Here is a 14452-nt window from a genome sequence, read left to right on the forward strand (position 1 = left end):
ACCTCATTGAGGGTGCGAGTGATGAGGCGGGCATGGGGATGTCCGCCAGCAGCACCGGTGGCCGGGCGGGTTTTCCCCCATTTCCCGATTCGGCCGCCGGTGCTTTCGCATTTAAGAGCCTGTTCAGGCGCCGGCAGGCAGCCCTGAACTGTTCGCATGGCCCGCCGTGGAACGGCAGGCCAAGCGAACAACCCGGGAAATTACTGCCTAGCCACGCTCCGCGTTTGCCGGGATCGTGAGGTGCTGCCGGGCGAAACGCAGGGTTTCGGCGAGCATTTCCTCCCGCTCCCCCGCCACCTTCGCCTTGCGGGTGGAAATCTCTGCCACCACAACGCCGTCGAAGCCGGTGGCTGCCAAGTGCTGCAGGGCATCCGCGCACTGTTGGGTTCCCGTGCCAGGAACCAAGTGTTCGTCCTTGCCCGAGCCCGAGCCGTCCGTCAGGTGGACGTGCCTGAGTTTGCTTCCCAGGGCCTTGATGGCTTCCAGGCTGTTGGCTCCCGCAGTGGCGGCATGCGAGAAGTCCCACGTGACGTCGTCGTAATCCTGTCCCAGCGGATCCCAGTGCGGCAGGTAGGCCACCGCTTCCCGACCCCGTACGCGCCACGGATACATGTTCTCGACGGCAATGCGGACCTGGTAGGTCGTCGCGATCTCACGGACGCCTTCAACGAAGTTCTCCGCGTAGTTGGACTGCCAGCGGAAAGGCGGATGGACCACCACGGTATCGCAACCCACTTCAGCGGCCATCTGGCAGGATTTCTCGATCTTGTTCCACGCCGTGCCCCACACCTGCTGAGTCAACAGCAGGGTGGGTGCGTGGATGGAGACGATCTCCTGGTTGTAGCGGTGGCTGAGCTGGATCAGGGCAGCGGGGTCCTGGCTCACGGCGTTGTTGGTGACCATCACTTCAACGCCCTCGTAGCCCAGGTCCTGGGCGACGGCGAAAGCGTCATGGACACTCAGGGGATAGACGGAGGCGCTGGACAGCGCCACTGGGATCTGGCGGTCATTCACTTCAGGTTCGACGTCGTTGCTCATCTCAGGAGGCCAGCCCGCCTGCCGCGGGGGCTGGAATGGGGGAAGGGGCAGGGGTATTTACCGGGACCGGAAACTCTTTCACATCCGGGTGGGAATCTTCATATTCGGCGCTTCGGCCGTCTTCCTTGGCCGCTTTCTTTTTTGATTTGTCCTTCTTCCTTTTCCCCACGTGGGGTGCGGGGTCGAGGGCTTCCTCAAAAACCAATTGGTCCAGCCGGCGCAGGATCAAGCCTTCCCGCAGTGCCCAAGGACAGATCTCCATCGTGGGGAATTCGAAAAGTTCCAGCGCCGCTTCAGCGACCAGGGCACCAGCCAACAGCTGGCGCGCCCGGGCATCCGAGACACCTGGGAGGTACAGCCTGTCTTCCACCGTCATGGCCGAAATCCGCTGCGCCCACAAGCCCAGGTCCGCCGCATGGAGCTCGCGCTTTACATAGGGTCCGGCGGCGCTGGGAGCGGCGCCGGCAATACGGGCCAGTGAACGGAAGGTCTTGGATGTGCCGGCCACAAGATTAGCGCGGCCGAGTTCGTGGAAGTTGCGGACAACGGGCTTCAAGGTTGAGCGGATGTAGCGCCGGAGTTCCTTAACGCTCTTGGCGCTGGGAGGGTCGTCGTGGAGCCAGTCCCGCGTCAACCGGCTGGCACCCAGAGGGACCGAGGTGGCGAACTCCGGGAGCTCGTCTGTGCCGTAAGCCATTTCGAAGGAGCCGCCTCCGATGTCCAGGTCCAGGATCGGCCCGGCGCCCCAGCCATACCAACGGCGCACGGCGAAGAACGTCATGGAGGCTTCTTCGCTGCCTGTGAGTTCCTGGAGGGTCACAGTGGTTTCGTGCTTGACCCTGGCCAGGACCTCGGGCCCGTTGGTTGCCTCCCGGATGGCCGAGGTACAGAAGGCCAGGAGGTCCTCCGCTTTGTGGCTGGCCGCGAACTCCCAGGCCTCCAGGACGAACTCGATGAGCTCATGCTGGCCGGCGTCGTTGATGTTGCCATCACCGTCGAGGTATTGCACCAGTGACAGCGGACGCTTGTGGGAGGCGAAGGCTACCGGGCGCGCGCCGGGGTGGGCGTCCACCAGCAGAAGGTGGACGGTATTGGACCCGATGTCGAGAACGCCAAGACGCATTCTGCCATTATTCACCGATTTGAAGCCCGGTAAGCAACTTGGCGGTGACGTTTCGCCGACGCGAAGGAAGCCAGCTGCCTGGCTTGCTTCTATTCCGCCTGATCTGCTGCCTCGTCCGCCCGCTTGAAGTCGCGGCGGATATTCGCGATGCCCTCAGGGTCGATTTCGAAGCCGAATTCGCTTCCCGGGTTGATGACCATGCCGAGCTCATCACCGATGTTTCCAAGGATGGCTGAACCCATGGTGCCCAGGACGTGCGGTGCGGCCTCGAGGAAGCGGTCGTCAACGCGGCTGGGGTGGCTGAACACTGCAAGAACGGGTTGTCCGTCGGCGTTCGAGAGCACCAACGGCTCAACCGAGGAGTCAGGTCCGTCCACCGCTTCCGAGCTGACGAGGTAGACCTCGTTGTTCAGGAAAGCGAGGATGACGTCCACGGGGTTCGCGTCCGGCTGGTCGGCCAAGGCGAGCTTCGCCTCGAGGTCGTTCAAGGGTCCGTTGTCCGGGGAATCCGTCTGTTCAGTCATGGTTCTACTCGACCACGATGACGGCCGGGACGCAATTCGCGAATGCTTCCCGGCCGACGTCCCGGCTACTTCCTCGCCGCGGCTTTCTTCGCCGGGGCCTTACGTGTGGTGGTCCGCTTGACCGGTCCCTTGGCCCGCTTTTCAGCCAAGAGCTCGACGGCGCGTTCCCGGGTCAGTTCCTCAAGCGAGGTTGAGCGCGGGACAGTAATGTTCGTGACGCCGTCCGTGATGTAGGGCCCGAAGCGGCCTTCCTTCACGACGATGTTCTTCTCCGACACTGGGTCAGGGCCGAACTCGGCCAAGGGCGGGACGGCTGCCCGCGCTCCACGTTGTTTGGGCTGCGAGTAGATCTCCAACGCCTGGTCCAGAGTGATCGTGAAGATTTCCTCTTCGGATCCGATGGACCGCGAGTCCGTGCCCTTCTTCAAGTACGGACCAAAACGGCCGTTCTGGACTGTAATGGGGTTGCCTTCGGCGTCCTCGCCCAGGACCCTCGGAAGGCTCATGAGCTGCAGCGCTTCATCCAGGGTCACGCTGTCCACCGTCATGGATTTGAAGAGCGAACCGGTGCGCGGCTTTGCCTTGACCGGCTTCTTCGGAGGCTTGGGCTTGCCGTTCTTGTAATACTCGACCGGTTGGTTGGCCAACTGTTCCTCGGTCATTTCCGGGATGATCTCGGTGACGTAGGCACCGTAGCGACCATTCTTTGCCACAACCGTGTGACCGGTGTGCGGGTCGGTTCCCAGAACGCGTTCCTCGGGAGCGGCTGTCTCCATGAGCTCTTTGGCTTTTTCGGCCGTGAGCTCGTCGGGAGCGAGTTCCTCAGGGACATTGGCGCGGGCAGACTCAACTACCTCGCCCGTCTTCTCATCCACCGTGGGGATGGAGCTCTCCAAGTAGGGTCCGAACTTGCCAACGCGCAGCGTGATGCCTTCGGCGATCGGCACCGAGTTGATTTCCCGCGCATCAATTTCGCCCAGGTTGTTGACGATGCTCAGCAGGCCGGGATCGGCGTCTTCACCGTAGTAGAAGTGCTTGAGCCAGGCGGTACCCGCTGCCTGGCCGTTGGCGATCTTGTCCAGGTCGCCTTCCATGTCGGCCGTGAACTCGTAGTCCACGTAGTCCGTGAAGTGCTGCTCCAGCAACCGGATCACCGAGAAGGCAATCCAGCTGGGAACCAGGGCAGAGCCCTGTTTCCGGACGTATCCGCGGTCCTGGATGGTGGAAATCGTGGACGCATATGTGGATGGGCGGCCGATGCCGCGCTTTTCCAGCTCTGCGGTGAGGGACGCTTCCGTGTACCGCGGGGGCGGGGACGTTTCGTGGCCAACAGCAACGATGTCCGAAGCAGTCAGGGAATCGTCCTTGGCAACGTTCGGCAGGCGGCGGGCTTCATCGGATTCGTCGTCGCCGCGGCTTTCGTCCTTGCCCTCTTCGTAGGCGGCAAGGAAGCCGGGGAACGTAATGACGGTGCCGGAGGCGGAGAACTCTGCGTCACGTCCATCGGCGGCAACTGCGCCCAGGCGGATCGTGGCAGTGGATCCCTTGGCATCGGCCATCTGCGAGGCGACGGTGCGCTTCCAGATGAGTTCGTACAACCGGAATTCGTCGCCGCTAAGCTGCTTGGCAACCTGGGCCGGAGTGCGGAAGGAGTCACCAGCGGGGCGGATGGCTTCGTGGGCTTCCTGGGCGTTGGCCGCCTTGTTTGCGTAAACGCGCGGGCTCTGGGGTACGTACTCGGGTCCGTACAGTTCAGCAGCCTGGCGGCGGGAAGCGGTGAGCGCTTCATCGCTCAGCGCCGAGGAGTCGGTACGCATATAGGTGATGTAGCCGTTTTCATACAGGCGCTGCGCGATCTGCATGGTGCTCTTGGAGGAGAACCGGAGCTTGCGGCCAGCTTCCTGCTGCAACGTCGAGGTTGTGAACGGAGCTGCAGGCCGGCGCGTGTACGGCTTGGTGTCTACCGAACGGACACGGAAATCAGCGTTTTCCAGCCCTGACGCCAGAGACGTGGCCAGTTCCTCGTTGAGATGGACAACGTTGCTGGACGTGAGCTGGCCGTTGTCGTTGAAGTCGCGGCCGCTGGCCACCTTGGCACCATCCACGGCGGCGAGCTTGGCCTTGAAGGATCCTGATCCTGTGCCGAACTGCCCCGTCAGGTCCCAGTATGAGGCTGCCCGGAAGGCCATGCGTTCGCGTTCACGATCCACGACCATGCGGGTCACCACGGATTGCACGCGGCCCGCCGAGAGTCCGCGGGCTACTTTGCGCCACAGCACGGGGGAAATTTCATAACCGTAGAGCCGGTCGAGGATACGGCGGGTTTCCTGGGCATCGACCAGCGCCGTGTCGACGTCGCGCAGGTTGTCCATGGCCCGGTGGATGGCTTCCTTGGTGATTTCACCAAAGGTCATCCGGTATACGGGAACCTTGGGCTTCAGGACCTCCAGGAGGTGCCACGCGATGGCTTCGCCTTCGCGGTCCCCATCGGTTGCGAGGTAGAGAGCGTCAGCATCTTTCAGCTGGGCTTTGAGCTCGGCAACCTTTTTCTTCTTGTCGGGAGACACCACGTAGTAAGGCTTGAAGTCGTTTTCGATGTCCACCGCGAACTTGCCCAGCGAAGTCTTCTTCAGTTCTGCAGGGAGGTCTGACGGCTGGGGAAGATCCCGGATATGGCCGATGGAAGCCTCGACGATGAAGCCCTCGCCAAGGTACTTGGCGATGGTCTTGCTCTTGGCCGGAGACTCCACGATCACGAGTTTCTTGCCGGTTTTTGCCTTGCTGGGCACGGTGCTCCTACAGAAAAAATGTGTAATTGGGCTGCTGCCCATATTGGCCTAGTTCACCATAGTTTGCAGAATCCTGCGTTTTGGCCAGGGAAACCAGGCGGTCCTTCGGGGACCTGGGATGGTGCTATTGGCCCGGTGCCACGCGGTCGTCAGGGATCATTGACCACAAGGTTGCCATTCGCTGCGCACCCTCGGGAATCCGGGTGGGATCCTCAAGTTCGTACTCCCGCACAACCTCCCGGATCCTGTCCGCAAGCTCTTTCCTCTGCGGGTTGGTCAGGTACAGCAGGTTGCTTGAGAGGACCACGGCTGCGGGCTCCTCCCCCGTTTCCCCCCGCTGACGCCGCTCACCCCGGGCTTTGGCAAATGCCGATGCCCTGCGTCGGAAGGCGTCCAGTTCCAAGTCCACCACTGCGATCTCCGGGCTGGCGACGCTGCCTCCGGAAATCGTGAAGTCCGTCCCGGCCGCTTTCCAACGCCTTTCACGGGCATCTCCCGAGTTCTCCGCCGGTGCCACAATTCCCCACTTTTGGAGAGCCCGGAGGTGGTAGCTCATGGCGCTCGGGGTCAGGCCCGTCCTGGCGGCAAGTTCGGTGGCCGTGTGGCTTACCTGGGTAGCGTAGAGCTCGGAGATCACCTCAATGCGGGCAGCATGCGCCAAGGCGCGGATAGCCTTGGGATCGGTAATCTCAACCGTCTTCTCTGCCCGCTTCCGCCGCGGGGCGTCTCCCGACGTTTGGGATGTCTCGTTGTTCGCAATCACTTCATCAGTGTAGTCAGGGTCACTATCGGGGCGACCGGACGTCGACGGGCGCGGCACGCCTGGGCCATTCATGAGCCGTACCGCTCCGGGTCGGGAAGCAGGAAACCATCGAGGACCAGGTTGGTGACCTCGCTGAACAATCCCTCACGGAAAACACCTTCGTCGAAGGTATCGTCTCCGCCCAGCAATGCCACCAAGGCAGAAACGATCTGCCTGACAGACAGCTGCCCATCGCAGGCTGAAACAAAGCCGGCCAGTTCCGTGCTCAGCAGGTTGGTACGCCGCAGACCGGCCCCCTGACGCAGGAGGATGACACCCGGATGGGCTGCTCCAGGCCGTTGGTGGCGTTCCTCGGTCACGTCCTCGGCCACTATGAGATGCGCCTCCGGGATGGGGTGCGCGGACACCCAGTCCGCCCTCTCCACCGCGGAACCCAGATGTGGCCCAATCGGCTGCTCTATGGGATAGGTGATTTCCTCGAAGCGGTTGATAACGGCACCGTGCCCGGCCTCGGGGCGGCGCAGCAGGATCATGCCGAAACCGATTCCCTCGACATTCCGGGAAGCGAAGTCGCTGAGGTAGGCGGCGTAGGCGTCCTTGTAATGGCCGCCTTCACGGTTCTGCGAGGCGTCCTGCAGCCACGTTTCAGCGTATTGCTCCGGGCCAACCTGCTCGCGTTGGATAAACCACACATCCAAACCTGAATCCTTCAGCCAGGCCTTCGGACGGTCTTTCCAGTCCGCCCCCGCGGCAATCTCCCAGTTGCCCAGCATCTGCGCGGTACCGCCCGGTTCGAGGACGGAGGCGAGGGACTGCACGAGTGATGCCACGATCCCGTCACCTGCCAATCCGCCGTCCCTGTAGGTGAACTGCTCGGCAGAGGACTCACCGCCGGTGCGGGGAGTGATCACGAACGGCGGGTTGGACACCACCAGACCGAACAGTTCCCCGGCCACCGGCTCCAGCAGCGAGCCCAGCCTCAAGCTCACGCGGGCTTCCAGGTTGTCGGGGTCCACGTCCAGCTCAGTGGCGTTGAGCAGGAGATTGAAGCGGGCGAAGGCGAGGGCCCGGGGGGAGATATCCGTGGCCGTGACATGCTCACAGTGGTGCAGGAGGTGGAATGTCTGGATCCCGCAGCCCGTCCCCAGATCCAACGCGCGTACGGTGTGGCGCCGGGACGTGGTCTGGACAAGCGTTGTGGAGGCCCGGCCAATCCCCAGGACGTGATCGTGCCTCAAAACCCCTGGCTGCTGATGGGCAGCGAGGTCGCTGGCCACCCACAGTTCCGCTCCACCGGTGCCGTCCGCGTTGGCATCCCAGCCATAGGGACGAAGGTCCACCCTGGCCTGGACCAGCCCGGACTCAACAGTTACAAGTCCCAGACTTTCCAGTCCGCTCGACCCGGTTCCGGTCAGTGCGGCATCGACATCAGCGACATTTTGCGGAACCGCCAAAAGCCACAGGCGGACAATGACGGCCAGCGCCCGGACGGCCGGGTCTTCGGAGAGCAGCTGACGTTCACTGGCCAACAGGGCTGGAACGAGCTGGTCCCGGGACAGCGCTTCCGAGGCTGACCCGCCCAGGAGCCCGGCCACTCCGTCCACGGTGTAGGAGATGGCACGAAGGTCCGAGGAGAGGGCCAGAAGAAGGTCCGGCTGGTCGCTGCGGGGAGCATCGTCAGTATTGCCGGCGGTAAACAAGGAAGCTGTGTCAGTCACCTTGCCAGTGTAGGTGCGGCACAGCTGCCCATGGGTTCGTCTGTCGCCCTATGTGGACAAAGCACGCCTTCCGAACCCGGTAGCGTTGGATCCATGCTCACTTTCTCCACTGCAAGGCGCCTTGCCGGCCTTGTTTCCATCGCTGCTGCCGCACTGCTGGGGGTCTCAGCCTGCCAGGCTCCGGTCAACATCCAGGATGCCGACGTCCCTGCGTGGAAGGAGAAAGTCCTCCCCGCTACCAGCACCGCTGTGTTGGAGGATTCAGGCAAAATCCTCAACCGGGATCCGCTTGTTAAGGAGTCCGCCGACGTTCCGGCCGGAAATTACACGCTCACCATGGCATGCGATGGCGGCGGCAAGGCCTACTTCGCGGTTTCTTCGGGCGGGAAGAAGATCACCGACGCCGCGGCAGCCTGCAACGCCAGCCTCGATGTGGTGAAGATCAAGGTGCCCGGAAACGGCCCTGTCAGCATCTCAACCAGCAGTGTTGACGCTCCTCTGATCTTCGCCTACCACCTGGTCCCTTCAGGCAGCTAGAACACCGCCACAACGATCCCCGGGGCGGCCTTTAGCCGGAGCCCGCACGGGCGTAAAGTCAGCTCATGGGCAGCAAGGCAGCTCCCTCCGTAACGGCGCAGCGGCTGGCGAGGGCCGCCGTCGTACTCCTTGTGCTCTGCGGAAGCGTCAGCGCCTGCGAATATACGTACGAAGACGGCAGCAGGGCCGCGAGCAGTCCCGGCCCGACGTCCACCAACGTGGTTCTCCCGCCGGATCCAGCTCTGGAATCAACGGTCACCGGCAAGGCCCTGGATGAGTGGGCCACGGCCGCTCTGCCCGAATCCCAAGGGCAGGCGTTCTATTCAAGCAGCGGCTCCCTGGCCGCCGGCGAGTCACGGACTGAGCAGACAGTCCAGCTGCCGGGCGGCACGTACGCGGTGACGTTGGCTTGCCGAGGCACGCGGCGGGTTTCGTTTTCGGTCAAAGTGGGCGAGGCAGAACTCGTCGCCCTGACGCTGGGATGTGCCAATGCCCGGGTCAGCGTGGTCCAGCTGGAAAAGGACGCCGTGCTTGCCATTACCGTCGGGGCAGGCGCGGATGCGAACTTTGCGTATCGGGTAAGCAGGCTATGAGCTTTCACTCAGGCCGCGTCGCAGCCACCGGGGCAGCGGAGCGTTTCCGGGCTTGACGCACATTCGGCGCAGTAAAGAGTGAGCGTGCGGCAACTGGGGTTGGAGCAATTCTCGAACTTGTTGGTGGGCGATGCGCACCTCACGCACTCGCCAATGGTCTTGGCGTCTTCGCTGAATTCGACGCGCATGCGCTTGTCGAACACGTAGAGGGAGCCTTCCCAGAGGCCTTGGTCCTTGAACGTTTCTCCGTAGCGGACAATGCCGCCATCCAACTGGTAAACCTCTTTGAAGCCACGGTTGACCATCAGGCTGGAGAGCACCTCGCAACGGATTCCACCGGTGCAGTAAGTCACCACCGGCTTGTCCTTGAGGTCGTCGTACTTGCCGGAATCGAGTTCCTTGATGAAGTCGTGGGTGGTATCCACATCCGGCACGATCGCATCCTTGAACTTGCCGATTTGGGCTTCGAACGCATTGCGGCCGTCAAAGAACACGACGTCGTCGCCGCCGGCCTTTTTCGCATCCACCAAGGCGTGAAGTTCCTCGGGCTGCAGGTGCTTGCCGCCGCCCACAACACCGTTCTCATCCACCTTCAACTCGCCCGGCGCGCCAAACGAAACGATTTCGTCGCGGACCTTGACGCTGAGCCGTGGGAAATCCGCGGCGCTGCCCTCTGACCATTTGAAGTCGATCCCGTGGAAACCCTTGTACTCCCGGGTGGTTTTGACGTACTGCTTCATGTTGTTCAGTTCGCCGCCCACGGTGGCGTTGATGCCGTCCTTGGAAATGAGGATCCTGCCCGTGAGGCCCAGCTTTTCGCAGAGGGCGCGCTGCCACAGACGCACGGCGTCCGGGTCGGCGATCGGGGTAAAGCCATAGAAGAGCACAATTCGGTTCAAAGCCACTGTTAAAGGGTACTTGGTGCAGTAAAATCCGGTTGCGCCGGAGGGACTACGTCACAATTCAATAAGCAACGATCCTTCCGCTGACCTCGCTCTGTTCCTTCAGGGAGCGCTGGCATACTCTCTCTACATGAGTCCAGACGCCTTGGTTGAAGACATTGCTCACCTCTTGGAAGTCTGGGTGGCCGGCTGGTCCGGCTGCCGGGGCTATGAGTCACGCCAAGAGGGACGCTTCCCTGCCGCACTTCGCGCCGACAAGACAGGTGACTGGGAATATTTCGCCCACGACCCCTCCGACGAAGAGTTCGCTGTCCTGGCGGGCAAAACCGCAGAGGCCCCCACCCGGATCCTGACGGTGCTCACCAACGACGTCCAACGGTATAAGTACCTGGCTGAACAACAGGGCCTGAAAGTGACGTCCGCTTCACAAACCATGATGATCGTCGACATGGAAACCCAGGATGCCGAGGACCCCTGGCTTCCCGACGATGACCTTGAACTTGCCACCTCCGAATCCAACGGGGTCCACTACGCAGTGGTGCATTCCGGCGAAGAAGTGGCTGCCAGCGGCAGGGTGTATGTGGTGGATGGCACCGCCGTATTCGACAAGATCGTCACCGAACCCAGGTTCCAGCGCCGCGGACTGGGCAGCTTCATCATGAAGGCACTCGCCGCCCAGGCTTTCTCCCACGACGTCGAGAACGGCCTCCTCCTGGCCTCCCTTGATGGCCAGAAGCTCTACTCGCACCTTGGCTGGGACGTCGTGTGCCATGTGCTCATGATGTCGGCCAGCGGAGTGGATGGCTCGGACCTCTCCGGAGCCTGACGTTTGCCGCTTGGCGGCCGGGCTCGACGGCGGCTCCCCCGGTGGGCCGCCGTCAGCGTCTCCGTAGAGTGACAGAATGATTCGGTGGCTGCACCGAATTCGCTGATCTCCTTGCTGGGCCGGACCCCCGACCCAGAGCAGCTTCGCCATGTCCACACGATCCCTGCTCGAAAGGCCGTCAATGAGCCTTGGCCGGCCTGGGTGCATCCGGATGTCGTGGCTGCTTACGACACCTTGGGTATCCAGGAACCGTACCGGCACCAGATCCAGGCCGCGGACATAGCCCATGGCGGCCAGCACGTGGTCATCGCCACCGGAACCGCTTCGGGGAAGTCCCTGGCGTACCAACTGCCGGCCTTGGATGCCATCCATCGATCCGAATTGCGGGTCCTGGCTGATCCGGGGAAAATCCACGACGACGGCGCCGTCACGCTCTACCTCTCACCCACCAAGGCCCTGGCTGCAGACCAACTCGCCGCGATCCGCGCCTTGAAGTTGCCCACCGTCCGGGCCGAAACCTACGACGGCGACACTGACGTCTCGTCGCGTCGGTGGATCCGCGACCATGCCAATTTCATCCTGGCGAATCCGGACATGCTGCACTTCGGGATCCTGCCCAACCACACGTGGTGGGCCAGGTTCTTCCGGAGGCTTCGCTACGTGATCGTGGACGAAGCACACAGCTACCGTGGAGTCTTTGGCTCGCATGTAGCGAACCTCATGAGGCGTCTGCGCCGGATCTGCGCCTATTACGGCGCGGGGACCTCCTTCCCCGAGCCGGTGTTCATCGCGGCCTCGGCCACCGCCTCCGATCCCGCTGTCTCCTTTGGCAGGCTTATCGGTGCCCCGGTGCGGGAAGTGTCCGAGGATTGCTCCCCGCACGGATCCACCACAGTGGCGTTCTGGGAACCTGCACTGACTGACGTCAAAGGTGAAAACGGGGCCAAACAGCGGCGGACGGCAGTCGCCGAAACGGCCGACATCCTGGCCAACCTGGTTTCCTCGCGGGTCCGCACCATCGCGTTCATCAAGTCCCGGCGCGGGGCGGAGTCCATTGCGTCCATTACCAAGAGGCTTCTGGACGAGGTGGATCCCAGCCTGCCGGGGCGGGTGGCTGCCTACAGATCCGGTTATCTGCCCGAAGAACGGCGTGCCCTGGAACAAGCACTGAGATCCGGCCAACTGCTCGGAGTCTCCAGCACGTCTGCCCTTGAACTGGGCATCGATATCTCGGGACTGGACGCTGTGCTGGTGGCGGGGTGGCCCGGGACGCGGGCTTCGCTGTTCCAACAGATTGGCCGCGCAGGGCGTGCCGGACAGGACGCGATCGCTGCGTTCGTTGCCAGCGACGACCCCCTGGACACCTACTTGGTGAATCACCCCGAGGCCATCTTTGACGTGTCGGTGGAAGCCACTGTCTTCGATCCGGGCAACCCCTATGTCCTTGGCCCGCACTTGTGCGCGGCGGCCGCGGAGTTGCCCATCGGCCCGGCGGAACTCGACCTTTTCGGCCCCACGGCAGAGGGCCTCCTTGATCGCTTGGTGGCCCAGGGCTATCTCCGCAAGAGGCCGGCAGGATGGTTCTGGACACACCCGGAAAGCGCAGCCGGGATGGTGAACCTGCGGGCCGACGGCGGTGGACCGGTGAGCATCGTGGACGCCGAGACCGGGTCCCTCCTGGGAACCATGGACTCGCCACAAACCCATTACCAGGCCCACACAGGGGCCATCTACGTCCATCAGGGCGACAGCTATCTGGTGGAGGATCTCAATGAGACCGACCACTGCGTCATGGTCCGCCGCGTGAACCCCGACTTCTACACCACGGCACGGGACGTGACGCAGATCGAGGTGCTGGAAACCACACGCACCGTTCAATGGGGCGACATCACCGTGCACTTCGGCGACGTCAAAGTAACCACCCAAGTAGTTTCCTTCCAACGCAAGGCATTGATTTCAAATGAGATCCTCGGCGAGGAACCGCTGGATCTCGGAGCCCGGGATCTCTTTACCAAGGCCGTCTGGTTTGTAGTGGACAACCGCTCGCTGCACGGCGCCGGACTGGTGGAAGCTGAGTTCCCCGGCGCGCTCCATGCCGCAGAACACGCCGCCATCGGCCTTCTGCCCTTGGTGGCGTCAAGCGACCGCTGGGACATCGGCGGCGTTTCCACCGCCCTGCACGCCGACACCGGGGTACCTACGATCTTTGTCTACGACGGACATCCCGGAGGTGCCGGATTCGCGGAGCGGGGCTTCGAAAAAGCCAAAACCTGGTTGACCGCGACCCGGGAGGCCATCAAGGCCTGTGAATGCGAGGCCGGCTGCCCGTCCTGCGTCCAGTCGCCCAAATGCGGCAACAAGAACAATCCCCTGGACAAGGCAGCCGCCATCACCCTCCTCGGCGTCCTGCTGAAGGACGCCGTCTAAGCGCTCCGGCAGTTACGGTGGGGGTCCCGCTCTGGCGTGGCCCGAGGCGACTCCTACGTTGAAGGGGTAGGCCAACTCGGTAACCACCTCCACGATCTCCCCACCTGTCACCACGCAGGATGCCAGGGTTACGTGGTGCTGCCCCACCACGCTTTCCGCCACGGCGCAAGGCTCTCCCGATGTCAGGCCCCGGGCAGCATCGGCTCCTGCAAGGGCCGCGAGGTCGGCAGCAGACGCCGCCCGGGAGGCCATGACTGCTGCTTGTGCCAACAGGAGCAGGCCAAGCAGGAGGGCGATCACCACAGCACCCAAGGCCAGCGCAAGCACCGTCCCGGACCCGCGCTCTGAATTGACGTTGATGGTTCGGTTCCTCATGGAGTTCCCGTCTCTGCGCGAGCGGCCGCCGAAGCTGTCAGGCGCCATGGGATCAACGACCCCAAGGCGCCCCCGACCGGTGATGAGGCAGTGACCGTGAGCCAGCTGCCGTCGTCGGTCACTGACGACGTGACGTCCTTCCCCGCAAGCCGTCCGACGGTATCTTTCACCGAGTCAATGGACTCGTCCCGTGCTGCGGCCCTGGCTCCGGCCCTCACAGCCTCTTCCAGCCGCAATTGTGTGAGGCCGGCAGCGCCGCCTGCCAACAGGAAAGCCAGTAGCAACACCACAGCCGGCAAGGCGACAGCGAACTCGGCAGTGACGGCGCCCCGCTCCCGCGCTGCTGCGACCACTCTCCTGCGGGCAGGCAGCACTTCTGTCATGGCAGCGACAAAGCCGTGCGGATGACGTTGAGCAGGAAGCCCCGGACTTCTTCGCTGCGCAGGATGACCACGAGCAATCCGGCCAGGCCAACGGCGGCCAGGGTGGTGATCGCGTATTCGGCGGTGGCCATGCCCGTTTCCGAACCCATCAGCCCTTTCAGGGGGCCGGTCCGTGGGCGACTGTTCGACCGGCGGCCTTGCCGGGTTCGCAAGCGCACGGATGTTGCGCCCGGTTCGGGTTCCCGGAGCGCCACAACCGCTTGGCTTGACTCGGCTTTACGGGCGGGGAGGGATGGGACACTTGGGCCGATGAGCGCGGCGAGGGGCGGGCTGACTGTTGTTTTCACGGTGTGTTCCTTTCAAGGGATGCCAGCATTCACTGGCTGCTTTGACTCTTCCGCGGCCCGGGCAGGCCTCGGAAGAACCGGATTCCTGCAAGTGGAAAACCCCTCCG

General features: G+C 63.1%; 14 protein-coding genes. 4 read left to right on the top strand and 10 right to left on the bottom strand.

Going from position 1 to position 14452, the window contains the following annotated elements; translation table 11 throughout:
* Positions 1-207 precede the first annotated feature (207 nt).
* From PYR64_RS15210 to PYR64_RS15235, 6 genes are all read right to left on the bottom strand, one after another.
* Positions 208-1038, bottom strand: coding sequence for a sugar phosphate isomerase/epimerase (locus tag PYR64_RS15210; protein ID WP_018777014.1), 831 nt, complete (start codon positions 1036-1038; stop codon positions 208-210).
* A gap of 1 nt (position 1039) precedes the next feature.
* Positions 1040-2161 carry a Ppx/GppA phosphatase family protein gene (locus PYR64_RS15215; RefSeq protein WP_018777015.1) on the bottom strand — a complete coding sequence of 374 codons (1122 nt, stop codon included), beginning with the start codon at positions 2159-2161 and terminating at the stop codon, positions 1040-1042.
* Positions 2162-2250: 89 nt separating this feature from the next.
* Complete coding sequence (locus PYR64_RS15220) at positions 2251-2685, bottom strand: SseB family protein (RefSeq protein ID WP_018777016.1); 435 nt, start codon at positions 2683-2685, stop codon at positions 2251-2253.
* Between the two features lie 65 nt (positions 2686-2750).
* Complete coding sequence (topA, locus tag PYR64_RS15225) at positions 2751-5474, bottom strand: type I DNA topoisomerase (protein ID WP_055971137.1); 2724 nt, start codon at positions 5472-5474, stop codon at positions 2751-2753.
* 124 nt (positions 5475-5598) lie between these two features.
* Positions 5599-6309 (bottom strand): winged helix-turn-helix domain-containing protein, encoded by a 711-nt coding sequence (locus tag PYR64_RS15230; RefSeq protein WP_026267060.1) that lies wholly within the window; start codon positions 6307-6309, stop codon positions 5599-5601.
* Entirely contained in the window at positions 6306-7955 is a 1650-nt protein-coding gene (locus tag PYR64_RS15235; RefSeq protein WP_235502995.1) for a methyltransferase, read from the bottom strand. Before PYR64_RS15235 ends, PYR64_RS15230 begins: the two co-directional genes overlap by 4 nt.
* Before the next feature lie 93 nt (positions 7956-8048).
* Here PYR64_RS15235 and PYR64_RS15240 point away from each other — a divergent pair, with 93 nt between their 5' ends.
* Entirely contained in the window at positions 8049-8492 is a 444-nt protein-coding gene (locus PYR64_RS15240; protein WP_052247271.1) for a hypothetical protein, read from the top strand.
* A gap of 65 nt (positions 8493-8557) precedes the next feature.
* Positions 8558-9085: a hypothetical protein gene (locus tag PYR64_RS15245; protein ID WP_055971131.1), complete on the top strand. Its 528-nt coding sequence runs from the start codon at positions 8558-8560 to the stop codon at positions 9083-9085.
* An 8-nt stretch (positions 9086-9093) separates the two neighbouring features.
* Here the strand turns inward: PYR64_RS15245 and PYR64_RS15250 are convergent, their stop codons facing one another.
* Positions 9094-9990: a rhodanese-related sulfurtransferase gene (locus PYR64_RS15250; RefSeq protein ID WP_275776081.1), complete on the bottom strand. Its 897-nt coding sequence runs from the start codon at positions 9988-9990 to the stop codon at positions 9094-9096.
* A 127-nt stretch (positions 9991-10117) separates the two neighbouring features.
* Between PYR64_RS15250 and PYR64_RS15255 the strand changes: the two genes are divergently transcribed.
* Both PYR64_RS15255 and PYR64_RS15260 read left to right on the top strand, forming a co-directional pair.
* Entirely contained in the window at positions 10118-10813 is a 696-nt protein-coding gene (locus tag PYR64_RS15255; protein ID WP_026267063.1) for a GNAT family N-acetyltransferase, read from the top strand.
* Positions 10814-10897: 84 nt separating this feature from the next.
* Positions 10898-13240: a DEAD/DEAH box helicase gene (locus PYR64_RS15260; RefSeq protein ID WP_064721415.1), complete on the top strand. Its 2343-nt coding sequence runs from the start codon at positions 10898-10900 to the stop codon at positions 13238-13240.
* A 12-nt stretch (positions 13241-13252) separates the two neighbouring features.
* Here the strand turns inward: PYR64_RS15260 and PYR64_RS15265 are convergent, their stop codons facing one another.
* The 3 genes from PYR64_RS15265 to PYR64_RS15275 are packed head-to-tail and all read right to left on the bottom strand — an operon-like array spanning position 13253 to position 14345.
* The gene (locus PYR64_RS15265; protein WP_275776082.1) at positions 13253-13615 is read right to left on the bottom strand and encodes an Rv3654c family TadE-like protein; all 363 of its coding nucleotides are present in this window, start codon (positions 13613-13615) and stop codon (positions 13253-13255) included.
* Positions 13612-13998: a TadE family type IV pilus minor pilin gene (locus PYR64_RS15270; RefSeq protein ID WP_064721414.1), complete on the bottom strand. Its 387-nt coding sequence runs from the start codon at positions 13996-13998 to the stop codon at positions 13612-13614. Before PYR64_RS15270 ends, PYR64_RS15265 begins: the two co-directional genes overlap by 4 nt.
* The gene (locus PYR64_RS15275) at positions 13995-14345 is read right to left on the bottom strand and encodes a DUF4244 domain-containing protein (RefSeq protein WP_275776083.1); all 351 of its coding nucleotides are present in this window, start codon (positions 14343-14345) and stop codon (positions 13995-13997) included. The genes PYR64_RS15270 and PYR64_RS15275 overlap by 4 nt, the downstream gene beginning before the upstream one ends.
* Between the last annotated feature and the right edge of the window lie 107 nt (positions 14346-14452).

The organism is Paenarthrobacter sp. Y-19 (assembly GCF_029223985.1).
Classification (GTDB): Bacteria; Actinomycetota; Actinomycetes; order Actinomycetales; family Micrococcaceae; genus Arthrobacter; species Arthrobacter nicotinovorans.

What these genes read in the sequence shown, in the direction of transcription:
- PYR64_RS15265 (WP_275776082.1), bottom strand. Translation starts at nt 13,615, where the DNA reads ATGAGGAACCGAACCATCAACGTCAATTCAGAGCGCGGGTCCGGGACG.
- PYR64_RS15240 (WP_052247271.1), top strand. Translation starts at nt 8,049, where the DNA reads ATGCTCACTTTCTCCACTGCAAGGCGCCTTGCCGGCCTTGTTTCCATC.
- PYR64_RS15255 (WP_026267063.1), top strand. Translation starts at nt 10,118, where the DNA reads ATGAGTCCAGACGCCTTGGTTGAAGACATTGCTCACCTCTTGGAAGTC.
- PYR64_RS15230 (WP_026267060.1), bottom strand. Translation starts at nt 6,309, where the DNA reads ATGAATGGCCCAGGCGTGCCGCGCCCGTCGACGTCCGGTCGCCCCGAT.
- PYR64_RS15270 (WP_064721414.1), bottom strand. Translation starts at nt 13,998, where the DNA reads ATGACAGAAGTGCTGCCTGCCCGCAGGAGAGTGGTCGCAGCAGCGCGG.
- PYR64_RS15215 (WP_018777015.1), bottom strand. Translation starts at nt 2,161, where the DNA reads ATGCGTCTTGGCGTTCTCGACATCGGGTCCAATACCGTCCACCTTCTG.
- PYR64_RS15220 (WP_018777016.1), bottom strand. Translation starts at nt 2,685, where the DNA reads ATGACTGAACAGACGGATTCCCCGGACAACGGACCCTTGAACGACCTC.
- PYR64_RS15210 (WP_018777014.1), bottom strand. Translation starts at nt 1,038, where the DNA reads ATGAGCAACGACGTCGAACCTGAAGTGAATGACCGCCAGATCCCAGTG.
- PYR64_RS15245 (WP_055971131.1), top strand. Translation starts at nt 8,558, where the DNA reads ATGGGCAGCAAGGCAGCTCCCTCCGTAACGGCGCAGCGGCTGGCGAGG.